The 26,543-nt window shown below is 27.7% G+C and carries 20 protein-coding genes; 17 read left to right on the plus strand and 3 right to left on the minus strand.

Annotation, left to right across the window (positions count from 1 at the left end):
• Nucleotide 1 precedes the first annotated feature (1 nt).
• The 8 genes from mnmH (at nt 2) to KXZ80_RS04450 (ending at nt 9,270) form a co-directional block, all read left to right on the plus strand.
• Entirely contained in the window at nt 2-1,051 is a 1,050-nt protein-coding gene (gene mnmH, locus KXZ80_RS04415) for a tRNA 2-selenouridine(34) synthase MnmH (RefSeq protein WP_021432250.1), read from the plus strand.
• Nucleotides 1,052-2,386: a 30S ribosomal protein S12 methylthiotransferase RimO gene (gene rimO / locus KXZ80_RS04420; protein ID WP_021432251.1), complete on the plus strand. Its 1,335-nt coding sequence runs from the start codon at nt 1,052-1,054 to the stop codon at nt 2,384-2,386. It begins immediately after the preceding gene.
• Entirely contained in the window at nt 2,373-2,915 is a 543-nt protein-coding gene (gene pgsA / locus KXZ80_RS04425; protein WP_021428714.1) for a CDP-diacylglycerol--glycerol-3-phosphate 3-phosphatidyltransferase, read from the plus strand. Before rimO ends, pgsA begins: the two co-directional genes overlap by 14 nt.
• Before the next feature lie 270 nt (nt 2,916-3,185).
• Complete coding sequence (gene recA / locus KXZ80_RS04430; RefSeq protein WP_021432252.1) at nt 3,186-4,238, plus strand: recombinase RecA; 1,053 nt, start codon at nt 3,186-3,188, stop codon at nt 4,236-4,238.
• Nucleotides 4,239-4,373: 135 nt separating this feature from the next.
• Nucleotides 4,374-5,915, plus strand: a complete 1,542-nt coding sequence (gene rny / locus KXZ80_RS04435; protein ID WP_035114117.1) for a ribonuclease Y — start codon at nt 4,374-4,376, stop codon at nt 5,913-5,915.
• Nucleotides 5,916-6,050: 135 nt separating this feature from the next.
• A complete protein-coding gene (locus KXZ80_RS04440; protein ID WP_021432254.1) occupies nt 6,051-6,974 on the plus strand; it encodes a DUF523 and DUF1722 domain-containing protein in 924 nt (307 codons plus the stop codon).
• 64 nt (nt 6,975-7,038) lie between these two features.
• Nucleotides 7,039-7,317 (plus strand): hypothetical protein, encoded by a 279-nt coding sequence (locus KXZ80_RS04445; RefSeq protein WP_021432255.1) that lies wholly within the window; start codon nt 7,039-7,041, stop codon nt 7,315-7,317.
• Between the two features lie 174 nt (nt 7,318-7,491).
• Nucleotides 7,492-9,270 carry a UvrD-helicase domain-containing protein gene (locus KXZ80_RS04450; RefSeq protein ID WP_021432256.1) on the plus strand — a complete coding sequence of 593 codons (1,779 nt, stop codon included), beginning with the start codon at nt 7,492-7,494 and terminating at the stop codon, nt 9,268-9,270.
• 25 nt (nt 9,271-9,295) lie between these two features.
• Here KXZ80_RS04450 and KXZ80_RS04455 read toward each other — a convergent pair whose 3' ends face one another.
• Nucleotides 9,296-10,108 (minus strand): undecaprenyl-diphosphate phosphatase, encoded by an 813-nt coding sequence (locus tag KXZ80_RS04455; RefSeq protein WP_021428909.1) that lies wholly within the window; start codon nt 10,106-10,108, stop codon nt 9,296-9,298.
• 139 nt (nt 10,109-10,247) lie between these two features.
• Here KXZ80_RS04455 and KXZ80_RS04460 point away from each other — a divergent pair, with 139 nt between their 5' ends.
• The 5 genes from KXZ80_RS04460 (at nt 10,248) to KXZ80_RS04480 (ending at nt 17,263) form a co-directional block, all read left to right on the plus strand.
• The gene (locus KXZ80_RS04460; protein WP_021428859.1) at nt 10,248-11,156 is read left to right on the plus strand and encodes a tyrosine-type recombinase/integrase; all 909 of its coding nucleotides are present in this window, start codon (nt 10,248-10,250) and stop codon (nt 11,154-11,156) included.
• Nucleotides 11,157-11,233: 77 nt separating this feature from the next.
• Nucleotides 11,234-12,676 (plus strand): adenylosuccinate lyase, encoded by a 1,443-nt coding sequence (gene purB / locus KXZ80_RS04465; RefSeq protein WP_021432257.1) that lies wholly within the window; start codon nt 11,234-11,236, stop codon nt 12,674-12,676.
• Between the two features lie 360 nt (nt 12,677-13,036).
• Nucleotides 13,037-14,578: a glutamate/gamma-aminobutyrate family transporter YjeM gene (gene yjeM, locus KXZ80_RS04470; RefSeq protein WP_021432258.1), complete on the plus strand. Its 1,542-nt coding sequence runs from the start codon at nt 13,037-13,039 to the stop codon at nt 14,576-14,578.
• A gap of 183 nt (nt 14,579-14,761) precedes the next feature.
• The gene (locus KXZ80_RS04475) at nt 14,762-15,688 is read left to right on the plus strand and encodes an NUMOD1 domain protein (RefSeq protein ID WP_021432259.1); all 927 of its coding nucleotides are present in this window, start codon (nt 14,762-14,764) and stop codon (nt 15,686-15,688) included.
• Between the two features lie 105 nt (nt 15,689-15,793).
• Nucleotides 15,794-17,263 (plus strand): alanine/glycine:cation symporter family protein, encoded by a 1,470-nt coding sequence (locus KXZ80_RS04480; protein ID WP_021432260.1) that lies wholly within the window; start codon nt 15,794-15,796, stop codon nt 17,261-17,263.
• A 54-nt stretch (nt 17,264-17,317) separates the two neighbouring features.
• Here KXZ80_RS04480 and aspD read toward each other — a convergent pair whose 3' ends face one another.
• Nucleotides 17,318-18,940 carry an aspartate 4-decarboxylase gene (gene aspD / locus KXZ80_RS04485; RefSeq protein WP_021432261.1) on the minus strand — a complete coding sequence of 541 codons (1,623 nt, stop codon included), beginning with the start codon at nt 18,938-18,940 and terminating at the stop codon, nt 17,318-17,320.
• Between the two features lie 321 nt (nt 18,941-19,261).
• Between aspD and KXZ80_RS04490 the strand changes: the two genes are divergently transcribed.
• Entirely contained in the window at nt 19,262-20,407 is a 1,146-nt protein-coding gene (locus tag KXZ80_RS04490; protein WP_021432262.1) for a sensor histidine kinase, read from the plus strand.
• A 95-nt stretch (nt 20,408-20,502) separates the two neighbouring features.
• A complete protein-coding gene (locus tag KXZ80_RS04495; RefSeq protein ID WP_021432263.1) occupies nt 20,503-22,368 on the plus strand; it encodes a hybrid sensor histidine kinase/response regulator in 1,866 nt (621 codons plus the stop codon).
• 55 nt (nt 22,369-22,423) lie between these two features.
• Here the strand turns inward: KXZ80_RS04495 and KXZ80_RS04500 are convergent, their stop codons facing one another.
• Nucleotides 22,424-22,972, minus strand: coding sequence for a metal-dependent hydrolase (locus tag KXZ80_RS04500; RefSeq protein ID WP_021432264.1), 549 nt, complete (start codon nt 22,970-22,972; stop codon nt 22,424-22,426).
• A gap of 176 nt (nt 22,973-23,148) precedes the next feature.
• Here KXZ80_RS04500 and KXZ80_RS04505 point away from each other — a divergent pair, with 176 nt between their 5' ends.
• Both KXZ80_RS04505 and KXZ80_RS04510 read left to right on the plus strand, forming a co-directional pair.
• The gene (locus KXZ80_RS04505) at nt 23,149-24,717 is read left to right on the plus strand and encodes a ClC family H(+)/Cl(-) exchange transporter (protein ID WP_021432265.1); all 1,569 of its coding nucleotides are present in this window, start codon (nt 23,149-23,151) and stop codon (nt 24,715-24,717) included.
• A 73-nt stretch (nt 24,718-24,790) separates the two neighbouring features.
• Complete coding sequence (locus tag KXZ80_RS04510; RefSeq protein WP_021432266.1) at nt 24,791-26,350, plus strand: oligosaccharide flippase family protein; 1,560 nt, start codon at nt 24,791-24,793, stop codon at nt 26,348-26,350.
• Nucleotides 26,351-26,543 lie beyond the last annotated feature (193 nt).

Here is a 26,543-nt window from a genome sequence, read left to right on the forward strand (position 1 = left end):
TTTGAAGACAATAGACATAAAGAGTGCGTTAGATCTACCAAATACTATATTTATAGATGTTAGAACGCAAGCGGAATTTGAAGAAGACCACATACGTGATGCTTTTCATATGCCACTATTTAATGATGATGAGCATAAAGATATAGGAACTATATATAAGATGCAAGGAAAACAAGAAGCTGTACAAAAGGGATTTGACTATGTAAAAGACAAGTTAAAACATATGTACATGGAAGTTTTAAGTTTAGCCAATGAATATGAAAATATAGTTATATACTGTGCAAGAGGCGGCATGAGAAGTGGAAGTTTAGTAAATATGATTTCAACATTAGGTGTAAATGTATATCAATTACAAGGTGGATATAAAGCATACAGAAACTTTGTATTAGATTACTTTAAAACAGTTATGGATACAAAAGAATTTATAGTTCTTCATGGGTTAACTGGTGTTGGAAAAACAGATGCATTACTTATGTTAGAAGAAAATGGGATAGATATTATAGACTTAGAAGGTTTAGCTAAAAATAGTGGATCTACATTTGGATTTATAATGTTTAACGAAAAACCTCCTACACAAAAGAATTTTGAAACTAATATTTTTGAAAAACTATATTTTTCAAAAAGTAACTATATATTTATAGAAAGTGAAAGTAAAAGAGTCGGACATGTTAACGTACCTCATGAAATATATGAAGGTATAGTAAGGGACGGATACCATATATTATTAGAATGTAGTGTAAAGTCTAGAGTAGATAGATTATGTAGAGACTACATATATACAGAGAATAAGAACTTTGAAGCATTAATACAGTGTATTAATAAATTTAGAAAAAGACTAGGAAATCAAAAAGTTGATTATTATATTGAATTATTTAATGAAGGTAAATACGATCAAGTTGTAGAACATTATTTAGTAGATTATTATGATGCGCTGTATGGGCATTCAGTTCAAAAATATGAGTACAATAGAGTTCTTAATTGTGATAACATGAAAGAAGCAGTTTTAGAGTTAATAGATTTTCATAAGGCAGCGAAGGAAGGAGCAAATTAAATGTTAAAAATAGCATTAGAGTCATTAGGATGTTCTAAAAATTTAGTAGATGCAGAAATAATGATGGGGATTTTAAATAGAAAAGGATATAAATTAGTAGGTGAGTTTGAGGAAGCCGATATAATTTTAGTAAATACTTGTGGATTTATAGAATCAGCAAAACAAGAATCTATAGATACTATATTAGACTTAGCTCAATTAAAAGAAAACGGAAATTTAAAGTTACTTATAGTTACAGGATGTTTAGCTCAAAGATATGCTAAGGAATTACAAGCAGAAATTCCAGAAATAGATGCTATAGTTGGAACAGGAAGTTACCAACAAATAGATGAAATAATAGCAAACCTTGAAAAGGAAAATAACATAGTAAGTTTAAATGATATTGAATTTGCTTACAATGAAGATCTTCCAAGATATGTTACAACTCCAGAATATATGGCATATTTAAAAATAGGTGAAGGTTGTGACAATCACTGTACTTATTGTATAATACCAAAATTAAGAGGTAGATATAGAAGTAGAAAAATGGAAGATATAATAAAAGAAGCTAAAGATCTTGCTTCTAAAGGAGTAAAAGAATTAGTAGTTATAGCTCAAGACACTACAAAGTATGGGTTAGATTTATATGGAGAAGTTAAACTTCCACAATTATTAGAAGAACTTGCACAAATAGATGGAATAAAATGGATAAGGATAATGTACTCATATCCTGAATCAATAACTGAAGAGCTTGTAAAAGTAATTAAAAAATATGATAACATATGTAATTATTTTGATATGCCTATACAACATGCAAGTAATAAAGTTTTAAAATTAATGAATAGACACACGACTAAAGAAGACATTAAATCTAAAGTTGAAATGATAAGAAAATATATACCTGATGCTACATTAAGAACAACTATAATAGTTGGATTCCCTGGAGAAACTGACGAAGATTTTAATGAATTAGTTGAATTTGCAAAAGATATGAAGTTTGATAGACTAGGAGCTTTTGCATACTCTAGAGAGGAAGATACTCCAGCGGATAAACTTCCTAATCATTTAGATGAAGATGTAAAACTACAAAGAAGAGATCAACTTATGTTAGTTCAGCAAGAAATATCACAAAATTTAAATGTACAAAAAATTGATAATGAATATGAAGTTTTAATCGAAGAGCAAATTGAAGATAAGGTATATATAGGTAGAACTCAAGGAGATGCAGAGGAAATAGACAGTATAGTTTATGTTAAGTCTGAAAATCAACTTGAAATAGGATCATTTGTAAAAGTAAAAATAAATAATGCCTTAGAGTATGATTTGATGGGAGATGTAGTTAATGAACTTGCCTAATAAATTAACTTTATTTAGGATATTTTTAATACCAGTTTTTATAATAGTAATGATGTTAAATTTACCAAGTAAATTTTTAATAGCTTGTATGATATTTATAGTAGCATCTGTAACTGATGCTATGGATGGTCATATAGCTAGAAAATACAATTTAGTAACTGACTTTGGTAAATTTATGGATCCTCTTGCTGATAAGCTGCTTGTAATATCAGCTCTTACAACAATGATAGAGTATGATTTAGTGGCTGCTTGGATGGTTATTATAATTGTTGCTAGAGAACTTACAGTTAGTATATTAAGAGCAATTGCAGCTGCAGACGGAAAAGTAATAGCTGCAAGTTCTGGAGGAAAATTAAAAACTATTTCACAAATGGTAGCTATAGTAATTCTTTTACTAGGTGCGCATACAGGTAATCCTGTATTTTTAAATATAGGTAAATTTACTATATTAATAGCTACATTACTTACTCTTTACTCAGGATGGGAGTATGTTTATAAAAATAAAAATTTATTTATGGAAAGTAAATAATAATATAAAAAATGGATAACTATAGTTATCCATTTTTTTAGCTTAAATTATAATTATTAAAAAATTATAGTCAGCCTGTAAAATTAATATAATTTAAACTTATGGAAAAATATGTATAAATTGATATAATTAAAGTTAATACTAATAAGGTATTATTTAATTGACTTTGAGTCATAAAAAATATATAATAAATATAGAACAAGTGTTTGATGAATGTTTTACTTTAAGTAAAATTTTAATAAATGATTTTTAGAAGGGAAGGTAACATAAATGGCAGGAATACAAGATGAAAAATTAAAAGCGCTGAACTCAGCGTTATCTCAAATAGAAAAAGATTTTGGTAAAGGATCTGTAATGAAACTTGGAGAAGCTAAGGGTATGGCTATAGATGTTATACCAACAGGTTCTATTGGACTTGATATAGCTATAGGTATAGGAGGTCTTCCAAAGGGTAGAATAGTTGAAATATATGGGCCAGAATCTTCTGGTAAGACAACAGTTACTTTACATGCAGTAGCAGAAGCTCAAAAACAAGGTGGAATAGCAGCGTTTATAGATGCTGAACATGCATTAGATCCAGTATATGCAAAAGCATTAGGTGTAGACGTTGATAACTTAATAGTTTCACAACCAGATACAGGAGAACAAGCATTAGAAATAGCAGAAGCACTTATAAGAAGTGGTGCTATAGATATAATAGTAGTTGACTCAGTAGCAGCATTAGTTCCAAAAGCTGAGATAGAAGGGGACATGGGAGATTCTCATATTGGTCTTCAAGCAAGACTTATGTCACAAGCTTTAAGAAAGCTAACAGGATCTATAAAAAAATCTAATTGTGTAGCAATATTTATAAACCAGTTAAGAGAGAAAGTTGGAGTTATGTTTGGTAGCCCAGAAACTACAACAGGTGGTCGTGCTCTTAAATTCTACTCTTCAGTAAGACTAGATGTTAGAAAAATAGACACTATAAAACAAGGCGATAAAGTTATGGGAAGTAGAACAAGAGTAAAAGTTGTTAAAAACAAGGTTGCACCTCCATTTAAACAATGTGAATTTGACATAATGTATGGAGAAGGTATATCAAAGGTTGGGGACCTATTAGATATAGCTGCAGATTTAGACATAATTAAAAAATCAGGAGCTTGGTATAGTTATAATGAGACTAGATTAGGACAAGGTAGAGAAAATGTTAAAAAGTTCTTAGAAGATAATAAGGATTTAACAGAAGAAGTAGAAGGTTTAGTAAGAAAATATTACAAATTAGATGAAAATAGAGACAGCGCAGATAAAAATGAAGATTCAGTAGAAAATATTGGAGAATAATCGCTTGTATACCTCCTATTAACTTGACACCAGATTGAAAAAATTATAAAATTAAATAAGAATAAAATATTCTTATTTAGTTTATAAAAATAGATGTTATAAATACTGTAGTTGACGGTTTATTTAACAAAGGAGGTGGATGTCATAGAGGCAATAATAGGCGCTTTATTGGGAATATTTGTGGGTATTATAGTTGGTTATTTTGTAAGAAAAAACATATCTGAAGCTAAAATTGGTCAAGCTGAAAAGATGGCCGATGATATAATAGATAAGTCAAAAAAAGATGCAGAAACTTTACAAAAAGAAAAACTATTAGAAGCAAAAGAAGAGATCCATAAGTGGAGAAATGAAGCAGAGAAAGAGAACAAAGAAAGAAGAATTGAAGTTCAAAAGTTTGAAAGAAGAATAATTCAAAAGGAAGAGGTTTTAGATAAAAAACTTCAAGCTCTAGAGAATAAAGAAACAGTTCTTAATGATAAACTTAAAAAAATTGAGAAAAAAGAAGAAAACGTTGAAGCGATTAAAGTTCAACAATTAGAAAAATTAGAAAGCATATCTGGAATAACTTCAGACCAAGCAAAAGAAATTATATTAACTAATGCTGAAAGAGAAGTAAGAAGAGAGATGTCTATAATGATTAAAGAAATAGAATCTCAAGCTAAAGATGAAGCAGATAAGAAGTCTAGAGAAATAATAGGATATGCTATACAAAAATGCGCAGCCGATCATGTGGCAGAAACTACTGTAACAGTGGTTAACCTTCCTAACGATGAAATGAAGGGAAGAATTATAGGTAGAGAAGGTAGAAATATTAGAACATTAGAGACTCTTACTGGAATAGATTTAATAATAGATGACACTCCAGAAGCAGTAATATTATCTGGATTTGATCCTATAAGAAGAGAAGTTGCAAGAATTGCGCTTGAAAAGCTTATCGCAGATGGAAGAATACATCCTGCAAGAATTGAAGAAATGGTTGAGAAAGCTAGAAAAGAAGTTGACAATATAATAAAAGAGTTTGGAGAACAAGCTACTTTTGAAACAGGGGTTCATGGATTACATCCAGAATTAGTAAGACTTCTAGGTAGACTTAACTATAGAACAAGTTATGGACAAAATGTTTTAAGACATTCTATAGAAGTAGCTCATATAGCTGGTATAATGGCTGCCGAAATAGGAGCAGACGTGAAATTAGCTAAGAGAGCTGGATTACTTCATGATATAGGTAAGGCAGTTGACCATGAAATGGAAGGAACTCATGTTGAGATAGGTATGGACTTACTTAGAAGATACAAAGAATCTAAAGATGTTATACATGCTATGAGCACTCACCATGGAGATTATGAGCCACAAACTATAGAAGCTGTATTAGTTACAGCTGCAGATGCTATATCAGCTGCAAGACCTGGAGCTAGACGTGAAACACTAGAAGCATATATCAAACGTTTAGAGAAATTAGAAGAAATAGCTAATTCATATGATGGCGTAGATAAATCGTTTGCAATACAAGCTGGTAGAGAAATCAGAATAATGGTTAAGCCAGAAAATGTAAATGATGAAGACATACATTTATTAGCAAGAGATATGACTAAGAGAATAGAGGATGAATTAGAGTATCCTGGACAAATCAAAGTTAGCATAATAAGAGAAACAAGAGCAATAGAATACGCTAAATAAGAAAATAATTTAAGCGAATATATCAAATGATATATTCGCTTTTTTGATTTTTGAATTAAATAAAAAGAATAATTTATTTTAAATAAGATTAAAATACTAATATTAAAATTTATAAACATAATAGGAGATATAATTATGAGACGTCCAAAGTTATTAATCAGTAAATGTTTAGGATTTGAAAATTGTAGATACAATGGACAAGGATCAAGTAGTAAGTTCATTGACTCTTTAAAAGATTATGTTGAATTTCGTACAGTATGTCCTGAAGTTGAAATAGGACTTTCTACACCTAGAGAAGTTATAAGAATTGTTGACTATAATAATGAAAAAAAACTTATTCAACCGAAAAGTAATAAAGATTATACTAACCAGATGAAAAATTTTTCTCAAAATTACATTTCTAAATTGGAAGATATTGATGGATGTATATTAAAAAGTAAATCACCTTCATGCGGTATAAGAGATGTTAAAGTGTATCATAAAAGTGGGCAATCAACTTTAACTAATGAGAGCAATGGATTTTTCGCAGATGAAATATTAAATTCACATGGTTATTTGCCTATAGAAAATGAAGGCAGACTTAAAAATTATTTAATAAGAGATGAATTTTTGACTAAATTATTTATAATAAATAACTTTAAAAATGGAAAAAGTGATATAAAAAAATTTCATCAAAATAATGAATTGCTATTAAAAAATTATGATGTTAAAATTTTTAGTCATTTAAACAATATGTGTAAAAATGAAGAATATGAAAATTACCAAAAAACATTATTTCAACTTTTAAATAAAAACAGAAATACCAAAAAAAATATTCAAACTATTTTAGATATATATAATAAATATGAAGAATACTTATCTTTAAAAGAAAAAGAAGTGTTTGTTGATAATATAGTTAAGTATAGCAAAGGGAAAATACCACTTAGTACAGCTTTAAATAATGTGAAAATATATGCAGCTAGATTTGAAGACGAAAAAATTTTAAGTCAAAGTATATTTAATCCATATCCAGAGAATTTAATAAATCTAATGGATTCTGGTAAAGGAAGAAGTTTATAAATCTATATAATAAAAAATTATAAAATGATAATAATAATAAAGAAAAAATGAAAGGAGAAATGATATGTTAAATACTCTTGCTAAAAATCAATATGTAAAAATATCAAATTGCAACAAAAATGAAGATGTTGAATATGGAGTTGTTGTAAATAAAAATGAAGATAATTACGATATAATGAGTATTGGATTTGAAAATAAAAATGGAAATTTCTTAGAATATCCTCCTAATGTGGATAAATTAGTTCAAAGTTACAGTATAAGTGATGCTGATTTTGAAGAGGTAAAGAAAAATGAAATAAGAAGAAAAATGAATATATGGTTAGAGAGCCATTATAAATCATAAAAAATAGGTACTTTAAATAGTACCTATTTTTTACGCTTAAGCAAATTTTTATAAAAAAAGAGTAATAAGGATGTTTCATGGAAATAATAAATGGAAATAATATATTAAATATATCAAATATAGCAAAAAACTATTTAAAATGATATAATTATATAAAATGAGGGGGATGAGAAATTGAGCCAGTACATAAATATAAATTCCGAGCTAGATGCATTAAAGATAAAAGCATTTGAAAAGGTTTTTTATCAAAGTATGAAAGAGGAAGCTAATGTAGTGCCAAAGGTGACTCCTTTTAAAGGAATAAACACAGATCTTTTATATATAAAAGATAAGAGAGTTTTGTTTATAAAATTTATGGATACAACAGAAGATTTGTTTATGCTATTAGAAGATGAATTGTTAGAGGTAATGGAAGAAGAATATGATCTTTTAAGAAAGCAAATGAGCAAAATAGGTAATGATATTGAATATAACTACATATTTATAATGCCCCACGTATCTATATATGATAATGGAGATAATGACTTTGTAGAAAATAATATAATAGATAAAGAGAAGTTATACAAAATAATGAACTATGAAATTAGCATAGATGAATATTTAGGAAATCCAAATGATGAAATTTTACTTAACTTATTTATGTTACAAATTTGTCCTGAATATTATGTGATAAATAATAATCTTAATTTAAATAAAAATTTAAAGAAAATATCTTTTTCAAATGAAGATTATAGTTATACGGCTACTATGCTAGAAAGAAATCAAATTGAAAAAGTTGCCTCAGTTAAATATGGAGATACCTTATATAAAGGAGCATCTGGATGTGGAAAGACTACAATATTATTAGCAAGAGCTATAAAATTAGCTAGAATATATCCACACCATAAATTTGTAATATTTACTTATACAAAACAGCTTAGAAATGAGCTGAAAGAAAGATTAGATATTTTATATAAAGATAACAACAATATAGAGATTCATACATTTACTTCTTTCTTATTTAAATTAGCAAAAGCATACAACTTGGTGTTTGATTATAATATGCTAAAAAATACTCCGGATAAGGTATATAAGAATCTTGTTTTACAAGCTAAAAATACTGTAAAAAATAAAAGTATGTTCAAAGGAATCTTTATAGATGAAATTGAATGTTTCGAGCCAGATCAGATTGACTTTATAAGAAGCTTCTTATATAAATCTAAGTATATATTTAATGCATTTGAGTGCAAAGGATTAAATATATTTAGTAATTTAAGTATATTTAAAAACTCTTGGGACAATATAGAGTTCAATGATGTAATAGAATTAAATGATAACTATAGGCAGAGCGATAATTTAGTTGAATTTGTAAATAATTTTGATAAAAATTCAAATGATTATATAAAAAGCATAAGACCTAATGTTGCAAATGATATGTATTATTTATCAAACTACATTAGAAAGAGTAATAAGGCTGTAGATATAATAAAAGTTTCTGATATAGAAGAACAAATAAGTTCTGTAATATGGGAAATTGAATATTTAACTACACAAAAGGGACTTAGTTATTCTGATATAGCAATTGTATATCCATTTAATAAGAAAAAATTAAAGAATGGGAAAACTATATATTTCCAATATATGTTGAAGAAAGACTTGGAAGAGAATGAAATACCATATATATATGGGGATGATGAATTAACTAATGTAGCAAAAAAAGCGGGAGTTACAATAGCGAATATATATACTATAAAAAACTTAGAATATAAAGCTGTTATATTTTGTGAATTAGAAATGCTATATAACCATAGTATTAATGATATAAGTCAAGACTATCAAGTTAATGACTTTGTAGGAGATTTAAATAAAGTATATCTTGCTATAAATAGAGCTACAGATTACTTAAGCATTATAACTACTTTTAATGAAGGTGCAAGTGACATCATAAGGTTATTGGTAGAGTCAAAAAAATAAAAGAAGCACATAGTGCTTCTTTTATTTATATTAAAAATGTAAAGTATGCAAATACTATTATACCAAGTACTATTCTATAGTAACCAAATGCCTTGAAGTCATGTTTCTTGATATAATCCATTAAGAATTTAATAGCAAATACAGAAACTATAAATGCTGTTACAAATCCTGCACCTAATACTAACCACTCAAATCCAGAGAAGGCAGCACCAGTTTTTACAAGTTTAAGTGCACTTGCACCAAACATTGTAGGTATTGCTAAGAAGAATGAAAACTCAGCAGCTACATATCTAGATGTACCTAATAATGCAGCACCTATAATAGTCGATCCAGATCTTGAAGTACCTGGTATTAAAGCTAAACATTGGAATAGTCCTATTCCTAAAGCTAATTTATATGTAAGTTGTGAAAAATCATTAACCTTAGGTTTTTTATTTCTGTTCTCAATTAATATCATTATAACCCCATAAACTATAAGCGTTATTGAAACTGTTGTAGGGTTGAAAAATAATGAGTCTATAGCATCATCAAATAAAACTCCTAGTATTCCAGATGGAATTACTGCTATAATAACTTTAATCCATAAGTTAATTGTATCCTTTTTCTCTTTTTCTGTTTTAGAAGAATCTAAAGGATTTAATTTTTTAAAATACAGTGTTAAAACAGCAAGTATAGAACCTAATTGGATTACAACCATAAATGTGCTTACAAACACCTGCGATAAATCAAATTTAACGAATTGTTCAACTAATATAAGATGACCTGTACTACTTACAGGTAGCCACTCAGTTATACCTTGAACTATACCAAGTATAATGGCTTTAAAAATTTCTAACAATTTTAACTACCTCCTAATTTAAACTAATTTAACCATACGTTAAAGTATACCAATATTAATAAATATATTCAATATTTTAAAAAGGTATTTAAAAATAAGTTAGAAATTTAATAATTATAAAAAGACAGGGGGACTACACATGGAAGAAAATGCAATTTTAAATGAATATGAATATGAAATCTTTAAAGGATTTTCAAAAAAGCATAATCCAGCAACTAAGCATGACTACTTAAGCAAAGTTATATTATTTAAAGAATACGTAAATAATAAAGACTTAGTAAGTGTAACTAAAGAAGATTGTAGTGGATTTATAGAATTTGTAAAAGATAACTATGCAAAATCTACATCAGAAAAAATATATAGTTACTTACATAGTTTTTACAATTATATGAAAAATGAAGAGTACATAGAAATTAACCCTTTTAAGCTAGTTAAAAAACCAAAAGTAAGTAGAATAAAAACTAAGGATGACGTTCTTAGTATCCAAGAAATAAACCAAATTATAGATACGTTGCCCAGATTAAATATGAGAGATAGATTAATAATGGTATTTCTCATAACGACTGGATGCTTACTAAATGAATTAGTAAATTTAAAGTGGAAAGATTTAATGGTTGATGAAAACAACAATGCATACGTAAGGTTAGGAAAAGGTAGAAAGGAAAGGGTTGTAAAATTACACCCACATTGCTTTTCTAAAATAGAAGAATATAGAATATATCAAGGACTGCCGTCGTGTATAATGCCAACAGAAGACTTTGTATTTACTAGCCAACAAAGAAATTCTATAACAGATAGAAATGTAAGAATAATTGTGAAAAAAGCCTTAGATATGGCAGGACTTAGCAATTATTCAGCAAAAGATTTTAGACATTCATTTGCAGCTATAAGTTTAAGGCTTGGTGCTGGAGAGGAAGAAGTGAAAAATCAACTTGGTTGGAGTGATAAATATTATGCAATAAGATATAAATATGTACTTAACTTTGTAGATAGTGAGAGTATTGATTATATTATATCAAGTGATAAAATGAACATAAATAAAAAATAACTTGTTATTGTTCGTTTAATTATATATAATTAAAATTATAATAATAATATAAAGACACAAGGAAGGTGCTAAATAGAATGGAAAATAAATATAGTACATATGCAAATCCATTAATAGATAGATATTGCAGTAAAGATATGAGTTATATATTTTCTCCACAATGCAAATTTTCTACATGGAGAAAACTTTGGGTTGCATTAGCTGAATCAGAAAAAGAGTTAGGGCTTAATATAACAGATGAACAAATAAATGAATTAAAAGCTAATATCAACAATATAAATTTTGATGAAGCTAGAAAAATAGAAAAAGAAGTAAGACATGATGTTATGAGTCATGTAAAAGCTTATGGATTACAATGTGATAGTGCCAAAGGAATAATACATTTAGGAGCAACTAGTGCATATGTTGGAGACAATACGGATGTAATTCAAATGAATGAAGCATTAAAACTTATAAGAATAAAATTAGTAAACTTAATAAATAATTTAAAAGAGTTTGCTTTAGAGAATAAAGATATACCAACTTTAGGATTTACTCATTTCCAAGCAGCTCAACTTACAACAGTAGGAAAAAGAGCATGTCTTTGGGCTCAAGATTTAGTAATAGATTTAGAAGATTTAAACTTTAGAATAGAAAATATGAAGCTTAGAGGTGTAAAAGGAACAACTGGAACACAAGCTAGTTTCTTAAGTCTATTTGAAGGTGATGATGAAAAAGTAAAAGAATTAGATAAACTTGTATGCGAGAAGATGGGTTATAAAGCATCATATGCAGTAAGTGGACAAACATATACTAGAAAGTTAGACTACCAAGTTATATCTATTTTATCAGGTATAGCTCAAAGTATGCATAAGATGACTAACGATATAAGACTTTTACAAAGTTTAAAGGAGTTAGAAGAACCATTTGAGAAGAATCAAATAGGATCATCTGCAATGGCATATAAGAGAAATCCTATGAGAAGTGAAAGAATAGCTTCATTATCTAAATTTGTTATAGGGGAATCTTTAAGTCCTGCATTAGTGCAAGCTACTCAATGGTTAGAAAGAAGCTTAGATGACTCTGCAAATAAAAGATTAGCTATACCTCAAGCTTTTATGGCAGTAGATGCTATACTTGAAATAGGTATAAATGTAACTAACGGTCTTGTTGTTTATGAAAATATAATAAATAAACATATAAATGAAGAATTACCTTTTATGGCTACAGAGACTATTCTTATGGAAGCTGTAAAAAGAGGTGGAGATAGACAGGAGTTACATGAAGTTATAAGAGAATATTCAATGCGAGCTGCAAAGAGAGTTAAACAAGAAGGAAAAGATAATAACTTATTAGAGTTAATTCTTATAGATTGTGATACATTTAAGATGTCAAAAGAAGAAATTCTATCAATAATGGATCCTAAAAACTTTGTAGGAAGAGCTCCAAAACAAGTTGTTGAGTTTGTTGAGGATGTAATAAATCCTGCTATAAGCGAGTATAAAGATTCTATAGGAATGAAAATAGATTTAAATGTATAAAAAATAGAGGTTTTTAACCTCTATTTTTTTGTGATTTAAAATTAAATTTTAAAATTTGAACTTACAAATTATAAAGGAAATATTTGATATATATATATGTAAATATTTAAAAATATAGAGGAAATACTAAATAATATTAAAAATAAAAAATAGCCATTAATATAAGGTAAAATGTAGGTTTTTGTTAAATTAAGTTAATAAAATCTGAAAATTCAATTTAAGTTAAAAAGTATTGGAAAGTTTGTAGAATTATGATATTATATGTAAAGCGGAAAAGGTTAAACATTTAAATAGATAGAAATCTAACAAAATGACCTTTGATGTAAACAGTATTATTATACTTCATGAGGAGGAAAACAAATGGCAGGAAATACTAACAATGCTAAAAAATTAACATTAGTGCCCCTAGTACTTATGATATTCACATCTGTATTCGGGTTCGCTAACATGCCGAGAGCGTTTTTCCTAATGGGATACGCAGCAATACCTTGGTATTTATTAAGTGCAATTTTATTCTTTATACCGTATGCATTTATGATGGCTGAATACGGATCTGCATTCAAAAAAGAATCAGGTGGTATGTATTCATGGATGGAAAAATCTGTAGGACCTAAATATGCATTCGTAGGAACATTTATGTGGTATGCATCTTATATTATTTGGATGGTAAACGTTGCATCAACTTTATGGATCCCATTATCAAACGCAATATTTGGATATGATGCTACAGCTAACTGGTCTTTATTTGGATTAAGTTCAGTTCAAACACTAGGAATACTAGGAGCATTATGGATAATATTAGTTACTTATGTATCAACTAAAGGTATAGAGAAGATAACTAAGGTTACTTCTGTAGGTGGTACAGCAGTTGCATTATTAAATATAGTTTTACTAGTAGGTGGGGTTTTAGTCGTAATAATGAATAAAGGACAATTTGAAGAGCCTGTAACAAACGTAGTTAAAGCGTTTACAACTTCTCCAAACCCAGGTTATCAAACACCATTAACTGTATTATCATTCTTAACATTTGCAATATTTGCATTTGGAGGATTAGAAGTTTTAGGTGGATTAGTTGACCAAACTGAAAATGCTGAAAAAACTTTCCCTAAAGGTCTTACTTTAGCAGCTATAGTAATATCTGTAGGATATACAATAGGTATATTTGCTTGTGGTATGTTCACTAACTGGAGTGAAGTATTATCAGGACAAAATGTAAACATGGCTAACGTTGCTTATGTATTAATGCAAAACTTAGGATACCAATTAGGTATGGCATTTGGAGCTAGCCAATCAGTAGCATTAACTATGGGTGCTTGGGTTGCTAGATTCGTTGGATTATCAATGTTCTTAGCATTATCAGGAGCATTCTTCACATTAACTTATTCTCCATTAAAGACTCTTATAGAAGGAGCACCAAAGCAAGTATGGCCTGGTAAATTAGGAGAAATAAAAGACGGAATGCCTATAAATGCTATGAAAGTTCAAGCTATAATAGTTGTAGTTATGATACTTGTTGTATCATTTGGTGGTAAGAGTGCAGAGAAATTCTTCGCTTTACTAGTACTTATGACTAACGTTGCAATGACAATACCTTACTTATTCTTATCAAGTGCATTCCCTGCATTTAAGAAAAAGCAATTAGAAGGTAAAGTTGATAAAGCATTCGTAGTTTATAAGAGTGTTGGAATGGCAACAACTTTCGCTGTAATAATAGGTATATTAGTTGGATTTGCTAACGTATTCACTATAATACAACCATCATTAACTTCTCCAGAAGGACTAGCAGATACATTAACTATGATAGCTGGACCAGTATTCTTTGGATTAGTTGGATTCTTATTATACTATGTATACGAAAAGAAACATGTAAAGAATAGTGATAATAATAGAAAAGCAAGCTAATATTTTAGCTATATTATAGAAAAATACACCTACTATTAAATTAGTAGGTGTATTTATTTATATATAAAAATATACTTATTTTGACAAATGAGTATATTTTTATATATAAATAAACAAATATTTAGTATACTATAATAGTACTAAAGCTAATTAAAGATACAAAAGACATGGGAGGTACAAGTATTGTTCAAGAAATTATTAAATTTTATAAAAGTTACTAAAGAAGAAAAAACATCTACAGAAGAAGTTGAAATTAAAGATAAAGTAGAAGAAGAAAACACTACTGATTTTGATGTCCAAACTATAGATGAAAACAAAGATGTAGATATAAATTTAAATAGTAAAGAATTAGAAAATAATATAATTAAAGATGTAATTGAAATGAAAAATGAAAAAGTTGAGGATATACAATTAGAGGATCAAGTTGTTGTAAAAAAACAAATAAACTGTGAAGATAATATAAATATAACTAAAGAAGAAAATGGTACAGTAGAAATTTCAGAAGAAGAAAAACAATATGTAAAATCAATAAAAATACAAAGAGAAAAAAGAATAAAAGCTATAGATGTTTACACAAATGATGAGATCATATTTGAAAGCTATAAAGAGTGTAGTAAATCATTAAGTGTTCCAATTCAATATATAAAAGAAAACTTAGAATATGGATATACTGATTTTTTTGGAGAAGCTGTAAACTTTTTAAGTAAAAAACTTAAATTAGATGTAAGTAATAAATCTATGGGAGATAAAAATATAGTTGAAATATTTAATTTTTTACATAATGAATTATGGAATCCTGATATGGATGAAGAAAAAAGAGAAGAAATTCTATGTAGCGAAAAAATAGAGCCAGTGCATATGCACTATAAATTTGAAATCATGGATGATGAATATGATGATTACTATAAGAAGTATGGTAAAATAATTCGTCGTGGTGGTAAGAAAAAAATTGAACTTGTAGATAAAAAAAATGAAGTCATAGACGTGTTTAGATCATTAGATGATTGTGCGGATTTTTTTGGTAAGAACAAAAGTGAAATAACCGAACGATTAAAGTGTGGTGAATGTAAAATTGGTAGATATCAAATAAGGTACAGCCTGAGACGATAGTTAATTAATAAACTATATAAAATGAAAGAAAAAATGGAAACAAATTCATAAGTCTGAATATATTCTATTAAGAAATTAAAAATTTCTAAAAATATAGGAGGGCTTATGGAAAGTATAATAAATTCCATCAATAACATTTTATGGAGTAATGCACTTATTGCATTATGCTTAGGAACAGGATTATATTTCTCGTTAAGAACAAGATTCTTACAGGTTAGACACTTAAATGAGATGGTAGTACTTTTGGCAAAAGGCGAAAAATCGGATAAAGGTATATCATCATTTCAAGCGCTTTGCACATCATTGGCAGGAAGGATAGGTACTGGTAATATAGCAGGAGTTGCTACAGCTATTGCTATGGGAGGGCCAGGAGCTTTATTTTGGATGTGGGCCATTGCATTTCTAGGAGCTGGATCAGCTTTTGTTGAATCTACATTAGCTCAGATTTACAAAGAAGAAGACAATGGTGAGTATAGAGGAGGACCTGCATACTACATCGAAAAAGGTATGGGAGTTAAATGGTATGCTGTATTATTTGCAGTAGCAACGCTAATTGCTATGGGAATTTTTCTTCCAGGAGTACAATCAAATTCAATTTCAGCGGGAATAGAAAATGCATTTGGAATAAGTAAGTCTATATCTGGATTAGGAATTATAATACTGCTTGGATTAATTATATTTGGTGGAATAAAAAGAATTAGCTCTTCAGCAGAACTTATTGTACCATTTATGGGGTTAGCATATATATTAATGGCACTGGTTATTATAGCTGTAAATATTGAAAAATTGCCAGAAGTTATAACTTTAATATTTAAATCAGCATTTGGAGCAGAGCAGGCATTTGCAGGTATTTTAGGTTCTACTATAGCTTGGGGAGTAAAACGTGGGGTGTACTCTAATGAAGCTGGGCAAGGTACAGGGCCACAAGCAGCTGCAGCTGCAGAAGTATCTCATCCTGCTAAACAAGGGTTTGTTCAAGCATTTTCTGTATATGTAGATACATTATTTGTTTGTTCAGCTACTGGATTTATGTTATTAATGACAGGTAAATATAATGTATATAATGCAAGCAATCAATTTATTGTTCAAAATTTACCTGGGGTTGAAGTTGGGCCTGCCTTTACACAAAGTGCAGTAGATACATTGATACCTGGATTTGGATCAGCATTTGTTGCTGTAGCTCTTTTCTTCTTTGCATTTACAACACTTATGGCATATTATTATATTTCAGAAGTTAACTTAGCTTATTTAGCAAAGAGAATATTAAACAATAACGAAAAAACTAAAAAGGTATTAATAAATATATTAAAAGTAGTTATACTAGCATCAACATATTATGGATGTGTTAAAACATCTACATTAGCTTGGACTTTAGGTGATATAGGTGTAGGTGTTATGGCTTGGATAAATATAATAGCTATATTAATAATTGCAAAACCAGCACTTATAGCACTAAAAGATTATGAAGAGCAAAAGAAGCTTGGAATACCTAGAGAAAAAATTGACTTTAATCCAATTAAACTTGGTATAAAAAATGCAACTTTCTGGGAGGAAAGATTAAATAATAAAAAATAAAAATAATAAAAATAATAAAAAATAGCTTCTAAAGTTAGAAGCTATTTTTTGTTGTTATTTATTTTTTTTCCATGTATATACATAAAAGCTTAATACTTCTTTTATTGAATTTCCTATGAATGTATAAGACTCATCATCTAAGTTTGCTAATGAGACCCTAACAGACCACTCAGGACCAAAGAATCCATGACCACTTAGTAAAACTATAGAGTAATTGTTAGCTAGCTTAAATAACATGTCTGCAGGCTTATAATTGTCTTTTATAAAATTAGCAAAATCTTCACCATAGTTATTTGTAGCCCACTTCATTATATCGAATATTACATAATAAGAAGCATCGTTTTTGTTTTCTATTAACTCTACTCCTAAAGCATCATAGAAAAGCTTTTGTCTACGTTTACATATAGATATATTTACGCCTTTATAATTATCCTCTTTATCTATTAAAGCAAATGCTGAGAAAAATGCCATTTGAACTTGTTGAGGAGTTGATAAACCAGCAGTATGGTTAAGTGCAACCATTCTACTATCTGCAACTATTCTGTCCATAAATGATATTTTATCTGGGTTTAAACTCATATCACTATAACGTTTATTTACAGATGCTTTTAAGTCATCAGGTAATTCATTTATAAGTTTTTCAAATACATTATTTTCATGTAAAGCTAAAGTACCTAAACGCCAACCAGTTACACCGAAGTATTTAGAGAATGAATAAGCTCCTATAGTGTTATAAGGTAAGCTAGCCATTAAAGATTTGAAACCAGGTACAAAAGTTCCATAAACATCATCAGATATTATCATCAAGTTAGGATGATGATTTGTAACAACATCAACTAAATTATTACAGCTATTTTCATCTAATGCTATAGATGCTGGATTGTTAGGGTTAACTAAAAATAAAGCTTTTATAGATTTATCATAAAGTTTTTCTAATTCTTTTTTAGAATATTGCCAAGTGTGATTATTATTTTCATCTATTTCATCTGCATTTATAAAAACTACATCAAAGTTATATCTTGGTAAATGTGGTATTTCTAAATAAGGTGTAAATATAGGAGTCATAATAGCTATTTTATCACCTTTTCTTAATAACTCATTAGCCATTAAAGAGTCGAATATATAACACATAGCAGCTGTTGCACCTTCTACCGCAAAGATGCTTAAAGGACCACCTTTTTTAGTATCGTATTTCATTTCTTTTATTAAATACTTAGTAACTATTTGCTCTATATGAACAAGTATTCTATCAGGAGATGGATAGTTATCACCTATTATTGCATCAGCTAATTCAAATACCCAAGAGTCTGGATCAAAGTCAAATTCTTCTATTCCATAATCAACAATATCTTTAGCCAAATTAGCTCCAGGCATATTTAAATTGTCATAAATATATTGATAAAAACGAGTAGCGATTCCTTCTTTTTTTGGCATACCAGCTAAATCGCCTTCGTTCCAAGTTCTACGAGTTTCGTTAACTGCAAATTGCCCAAATGTAAAAAATGCTTCACGAGGTGTTGCTGCTGTCCAGTTTGGATTTCCACGACCAGCATCTAAAACTCTCCTTCCGCTTTCCATAGCTCTGAACTTAGCAAGCTTTATTAACTTGTCTTTAAATTCAAAAGGGCTAATTTTTCCATAAACATCATTGATTTCTTTAAAGTTATATCTGCGCATATATATACACACTCCTTTTTTATCTGCAATTAATATCTATAATGTAACAAAATATTAAAAAGTTTACCCATTTAATATATATATTATTATATATAATTTTTAAGAAAAATAAAGCATAAAATAAAAAGAAAGAAAATTTAATAAAGTTTAAATATATTAAAACTTAAATTAATAATATGAAAGTCGAAAAACACTTTAATTTGTTTGGTTTTAAATAAAATGTCTAAAAAAAAAATGAAAATATGAAAGGAAATCATGAGAAAAAAATAGAAATTTTTAATATAATTATTTTTAATTTGGTTTTTATAAGTGGGGGGTAAAATGAAATATAAATGTATTGAGGAAGATATATTAAAATCCTCGCCTACTCCATATATAGTTGGAGAAATATGCAAAACAACAGATAAAAAAAATGTAATAAAAATCAATTCTATAAGTGAAACACTAAAAAACATTTTAGCTACGGATGAAACTGAAATAGTAGGCGAAGAAGAATTTCATATTTTAGATGAAAATAAAAACATAGATATATTTGAGCATATAATAAGTGAAAAAAAAGTAAGTGTTAATATTAAAAATAGTAACTGGAATTTTGAATTAATATCTACAAACTTATATGATAATAATTATGTAATTTGGTTTGTTGATAAAAATGAACAAATAGAACATGAGATTAACAATAAAATAAGAGGAGATTTTTTTGCTAATCTATCTCATGAACTTAGAACTCCATTAAACATAATTTTTAGTTCGCTTCAGGTTTTAGATTTAAAATTAAATAATATAGAAAAAAAAGAAGATCAATCAATCACAAAATACATAAATATGGCAACTCAAAATACCTACAGATTACTTAAACTAGTAAACAATCTAATTGATTCAAACAAAATAACATCTGGATACTTTGAATATAATCCTCAAAATTATGATATTGTATATTTTGTAGAAAGCATTTGTCAATCTATAGTAGACTTTGCTAAGCAAAAAAATATAGAAGTTATATTTGATACGGATATAGAAGAAAAAATAATTTCTTTCGACTTAGATAAAATGGAGCGAATAATATTAAATATATTATCTAATTCAATTAAGTTTACAAAAGAACAAGGAAAAATAGAAATTTATATAAGAGAATCAAATAAAATGTTAGAAATAGAAATATCTGATGATGGAATAGGAATACCTCAAAATAAACTGAATTCTATATTTGAAAGATTTAAACAAGTAGAAAATAATACAATAAGAAGTGGAGAAGGAAGTGGAATAGGTTTATATCTAGTGAAAAGCTTAGTTGACATGCATGGAGGATCTATAGATGTTGAGAGTGAACTTGGACTTGGAACAACATTTAAGATAAGTATACCTGCCGAATTAGAAGAAGAATATGAATGTAATATAATAGAAAAAAACCTACAAAATTCGTATATAGAAAAAATAAAAGTAGAATTTTCTGATATTTATGCATAAACAAAAGTCTCGATTACAAATTGTAATCGAGATTTTTGTATTTATTTGCTATAATTAAAGTATAAATTCGGTATACAGAATAAGGGGAGATAAATTTGATCGTTCATAGTTATGAAGATGTTTTACAAGTATGCCCTATACCGTATGTATGGGGAAAACGTATAAGTAACAAAAATGGAAGCTTGGACTATATAATTAAGGGTGGAAATGAATTATTACTAAAAAAAATAAAAATTGAAAGCGAGGATGAGATATTAAATAAGGATGTATGTGAGATATTAGGGATATCAAAAGAAGAAATTGAATTATTTGATAAAGTAAGTAATAATAAATTTACAAGATATCAGTATGTTTGTAATTTAAAAGATATATATAAAGTAACTTTAAATATAGATAAAGATGATAATTTTTATATGTGGTTTCAGGTTTATCATGTAAGTAGTAATTACAATTTACTAATTCAAAATAATTTAAAAGCTATAATTTGGACAAAAGATATTAATGGTAGATACATAAAAATCAATAGAAACTTTGAAGAATTAGTAGGCATGCCTAAGGGGGAAATAATAGGTAAGAAAAATAAAGAACTTGAAATTCACAATGGATTTGAACATATGGAAGAATATGAAAAGCTTATATTAGATAAAAAAGAAGATGCTATTGAAAAAATAATATTTGAAGATAATAAATGGGTAAGTATTTTTATACATCCTATGATTGATGAAGAGAAAAATGTAATAGGTACATATGGTTTTAAGATTTATGATTATGTAAATTCAAAAACTCCAATAGGAATAGAAAATAGAAATAAAATGTTAGAAATAATTGTAGATAATTTACCTATACCTATTTTTTATAAAGATGTACAAGGTGTATATCTGTATTGCAATGAAGCTTTTGGAGAATTGTTAGAATTAGATAGAAAAAAAATAATTGGTAAAAAAGATTATGATTTAAATTTAAAAGAAGACAAAATAGTAGAGTATAGAGAAGCTGATAACCAAGTAATCAAACATAAGATTACAAATGTAAATGAAGATTTTATGGAAAGAAGTTCAGGGGATAAATATGTAGAAATAACTAAAGTTCCTTTATGGGACTATAGAAAAAAAGTAATAGGCGTAATTGGGATTATAATAGACTTAACTCAAAAGAAAGCCACCGAAAGAGAACTCGAAAAACTTAGGTTAGACTTTTTCTCGAATTTAACTCATGAATTTAGAACTCCATTAAATCTAATATTTTCATCGGTCCAGTTAATAGACCAAAGTATCCCAAAGATAGAAAAAGGTGACCTTAATATATTAATACGATATCTAAATATAATAGATCAAAATGGTATGCGGCTTTTAAAGTTAGTAAATAATTTAATTGACTCAACCAGAATTGATTCAGGGTGTGTAGATTATAATCCTCAAAACCAAGATATAATAAGTTTTGTAGAAAATATATGTGATTCAGTTGTAGAGTTTAGTAAGTCTCAAAGCATAGAGCTAATATTTGACACTGATCAAGAAGAGAAAATAGTATCTTTTGATAGTGACAAAATGGAGAGAGTAATACTAAACTTATTATCTAATGCAATAAAATATAATAAGGAAAATGGTCAAATAGATGTAGGTATTAGATGTAATCCAGAACATATAGATATAAGTGTTAAAGATACTGGAGTAGGAATACCTAAGGATAAAATTAATGATGTATTTGAGAAATTTAAGCAAGTTGATAATAGATTGACTAAAATAAGTGAGGGCAGTGGAATTGGATTATCAATAGTTAAGTCTTTAGTTGAATTGCATGATGGAACTATAAATGTAAATAGCGAAGTAGGAGTTGGAACAGAGTTTGAAGTAAAAATTCCAAATCAAATAGTTTTACAAGATTCAAGTAAAAATTCTATTCAAAATGAATCTATTGATATAGACAAAAAAATACAAATAGAGTTTTCTGATATATATTAAAAAAAGCCTAAATCAAGTATGTAGTAACAATTACTTGATTTAGGCTTTTCTTGTACTAAATTTTTATATTGAGTAAGTAGTATAAGTTGTAAAAAATTAAATTTATAGAAATAAATTTTAAAACCTTATTAACATACCTTTCACCTTTTGAACTAGTTTTTAATCTGGATAACTTAAAATTAAAACCTAAAGGGAAAAATAAATCAACACCTTCATACGTGAAAATGTCTAATAATATATGAGAGGCATATCCTAAAAACATACCATATGAGGAACAAATCAATATAATATTTTTATCACCTATTAAAACTATTAATTTTAGAAACTCTGATAAAATTAATAAAAATAAAAGACTATGAGTAAATCCTCTATGTTTTGTTCTCTTTGAAATAAACTTTGATAAGTGAGGCCATTTTTTACTCATATAAGATTTTCTAGTATCTAAATCAGGTAATAAAGATCCTAAATTAGCAAACTGAAAATAAATAAAAAAAAGCATTAATTTATATAAAGTATTAAAGTTTTCTAAATATACATTACTAAAAGTAGAAAACGTAAGAGCTGCAATTAAGTATCCTCCAGATGAATGTGTTTCCTTTGTCATTAAAATACCCTTTCTAATAATTGGTTATTTAAACCTTATTATATATCAAAAAAAATGAATATGGAATCGAACAAATATAAAAACTTAATTTATTTGAAAATAATATACTGTATACAATTTAAAAATATAGCAATTAGTAGTATAATAAAAATGATGGTAAAAAAGGAGGATGCTAAATGGAGAAAGAAAAAACATGCAATCTATTAAAGCATACTGAAAATTTAAAGTTTAAACTTATAGCGGAAAGTACTATAATAGGTGCGATTGTTGGAGTTACAATAGTACTTCACAGGATATTATTAGAAAAAGTAACTAATGTATTTATGTGGTTTTACTCTAATAGTAGAGGAAATTTAGTAAATACTATATTGTTATTTGGATTATTAATCATAAGTGGATATGTAGTAGGTCTTATGGTAAAAAAGGTACCATTAATTAGTGGTAGTGGTATACCTCAAGTAGAAGGAATACTAATGAAAAAATTAAAAGGCAGTTGGTTAAGCGTTTTAATAAATAAATTTGTAGGTGGACTTATAGCCTTAGGAGCTGGATTATCTCTAGGAAGAGAGGGTCCTTCTGTTCAAATGGGAGCTAGTATAGGTGAGGGATTTGCAAAAATATTTAAAAGAGTTAGTGTTGAAGAAAAATATTTAATAACTAGTGGAGCAAGTGCAGGATTAGCAGCAGCTTTTAATGCTCCTATATCAGGTGTGATGTTTGCCTTAGAGGAAGTTCATAAAAACTTTTCACCATTAGTACTACTTTCTGTTATGGCATCTGCATTAATGTCTGATTTTATTACAAAAACATTTTTAGGAGTTGGTAAATCTCTTAATTTTGTAGGTGTTAGAGTATTAGATTTAAAGTATTATTGGTTATTAATAATATTAGGTATCATAGTAGGTATAAGTGGTGTTATATTTAATAGCGGAATTTTAAAAACTCAATCTATATTTAAAAAATCAAAATTAAGTACTGAAATAAAAGTAATAATCCCGTTTTTAATAACAGGCGTTGTGGGATTAACTGCACCAATTTTATTAGGTGGAGGACATGAACTTATAATGTCTTTAGATAAAAGCTCTATGACATTAAAAATGCTATTATTATTTTTATTAGTTAAATATTTACTTACATTTGTAGGATTTGGATCAGGAGTTCCAGGAGGGATATTCTTCCCACTATTAGTATTAGGAGCGTTAATAGGCAATATATTTGGGATAGTAGCAGTTAATGTGTTTGATATTCCTAGCATATATATACTGAACTTTATAATACTTGCTATGGCAGGAAACTTTGCATCTATAGTAAAAGCTCCTATAACTGGAATTATACTAATATGTGAAATGACAGGAAGTTTTGACCATTTATTATCTCTTGCAATAGTATGTATAGTAGCATATGTTACATCAGATTTATTTAAATCAGAACCTATATATGAAAGCTTGCTTGAAAGATGCTTACAGAGCGGAAATGATAAATTTGAATCTAACTCATCTAGAAAGAGTTTAATGGAAGTTGCAATTCATTTAGGTTGTGAAATAGAACATAAAAAAATAAAAGATGTAAAATGGCCAGAAAATTGTTTAATAGTATCTATAACAAGAGGCGGTAAAGAAATAATTCCAAGCGGTGACACTACATTACTCGGAGGGGATTATTTAACGATAATGGCAGATGAAGAAAATTCTGCATGTGCTCTAGATTATGTAACAGATTTAACATCTAATATAAAATTATTATAGAATTTTATTGAGTGTAATCACATATATATTAAAAATGTACAAGGTACAAATTTGATATATGATAGGTGATTGCATGAGAAGAAAAAAGCTTATAATAAATGCAATAATAATGACATTCTCAACTATTATATTTGGATTTATATCTATGTTTTTCAGGGTATATTTATCCAAGAAAATAGGACCGGAAGGAATGGGATTGTATCAGCTTATAATGTCTGTATATATTATGGCTGTAACATTTTCGAGTGCTGGAATCAGAATAGCAATTACAAGGCTTGTTGCAGAACAAGTAGGAAAAGGAAATAACAAGGGTATAAGAACTATAGTAAATAAAGGATGCATATACAGTTTGTTTTTCAGTATAGTAACATCTATTGTGCTTTTTTATGGAGCGGAATATATAGGAAATGTATTTTTAAAAGATGCAAGATCTGTGCTATCTTTAAAAATATTAGCTTACAGTTTACCGTTTATAGGAATTTCTTCTTGTTTAAGTGGTTACTTTTATGGAGCAAGAGAAGTTGTTAAATCTGTTTCCGCAGAAATTTTAGAACATTTATTAATGATGGCAATTTCAATAGCAGCTATTACTATATTTGTAGATACTAATATAGAAAACATATGTGCACTTATATGTGTAGGTATGGCTGTAGGTAATATAGTATCTTGCATATATGCATACATATTGTGTGCACTTAAAACAAGACCATTAAGCAGAACTGTATGTTGTAGTAATTACAATGAATGTAGAATTAGTGACATAAGCAAAATAGCATTTCCAATAGCATCAAGTTCATATATCCAAAGTGGACTTAGAACTATAGAAGATATATTAATACCTAATGCTCTTAGAATGTCTGGAACTTCAATTTCAGCATCTTTGTCAATATTTGGAATGATAAAAGGTATGGCACTTCCTATAATAAATTTTCCGGCAGTATTTTTAAGTTCCTTTGCAACTTTGATAATACCAGAAATATCAGAAGCACACTCGTTAAATAGGAATAAAATGGTCAATTTTATAATTTCTAATGTATTTAGAATAACATTTATAATATCAATATTTGCATCAGGTGTTTTTATTGCATTTGCAAATGATATAGGAATGGCAGTTTATAGCAATAAAGATATAGGTCCTATAATTAGAATTTTAGCCCCAGTAATACCTATAATGTATTTAGAAAGAATAATGGATGGGATTTTAAATTCTTTAAACAAGCAAGTTGCATTGTTAAAAATAAATTTGTTTGATATGGTTATTAGAATTCTTATAATATACTTTATAATACCTACAAAGGGCGTAGAAGGGTTTATATTAGTTATATTTGTAAGTAATATTATTAACTTTGGATTGAATATGATAAATGTTTTAAAAACTACCAAGTTACAATTTAAAATGTTTAATTGGGTTATAAAACCAATTTTATGCATAGGTGTATCTGTTATATTAGCTTCATTTATAGGATACAATATTATAAATAAAATATTTATTTCTATGGCTATATATATAGCTATGCTTATAATAACTAGATGTATAAGAATAAAAGATCTTAATTGGGTAATAGATAGCTTTAGGCTAGCAAAAGATATAAATGTACATAGTATAAAATTATATAGTGATAGATACATATAAAGAAAAGAGTTTGTATATTGCAAACTCTTTTCTTTTATATTTAAATAGAAATAAATTTTGAGAAATTATTGAATATTAAGAAATATATGGATATAATTAAGTTGTAGAAAAAAATAGTATATAAATGAAATTAAAACCATGAAGGTTAATCATGTCGTAAGACATGTAACTTTTGTGGTTTTTTTACGTTTAA

Origin of the sequence: Paraclostridium bifermentans (assembly GCF_019916025.1) — a bacterium.
GTDB classification, from domain to species: domain Bacteria; phylum Bacillota; class Clostridia; order Peptostreptococcales; family Peptostreptococcaceae; genus Paraclostridium; species Paraclostridium bifermentans.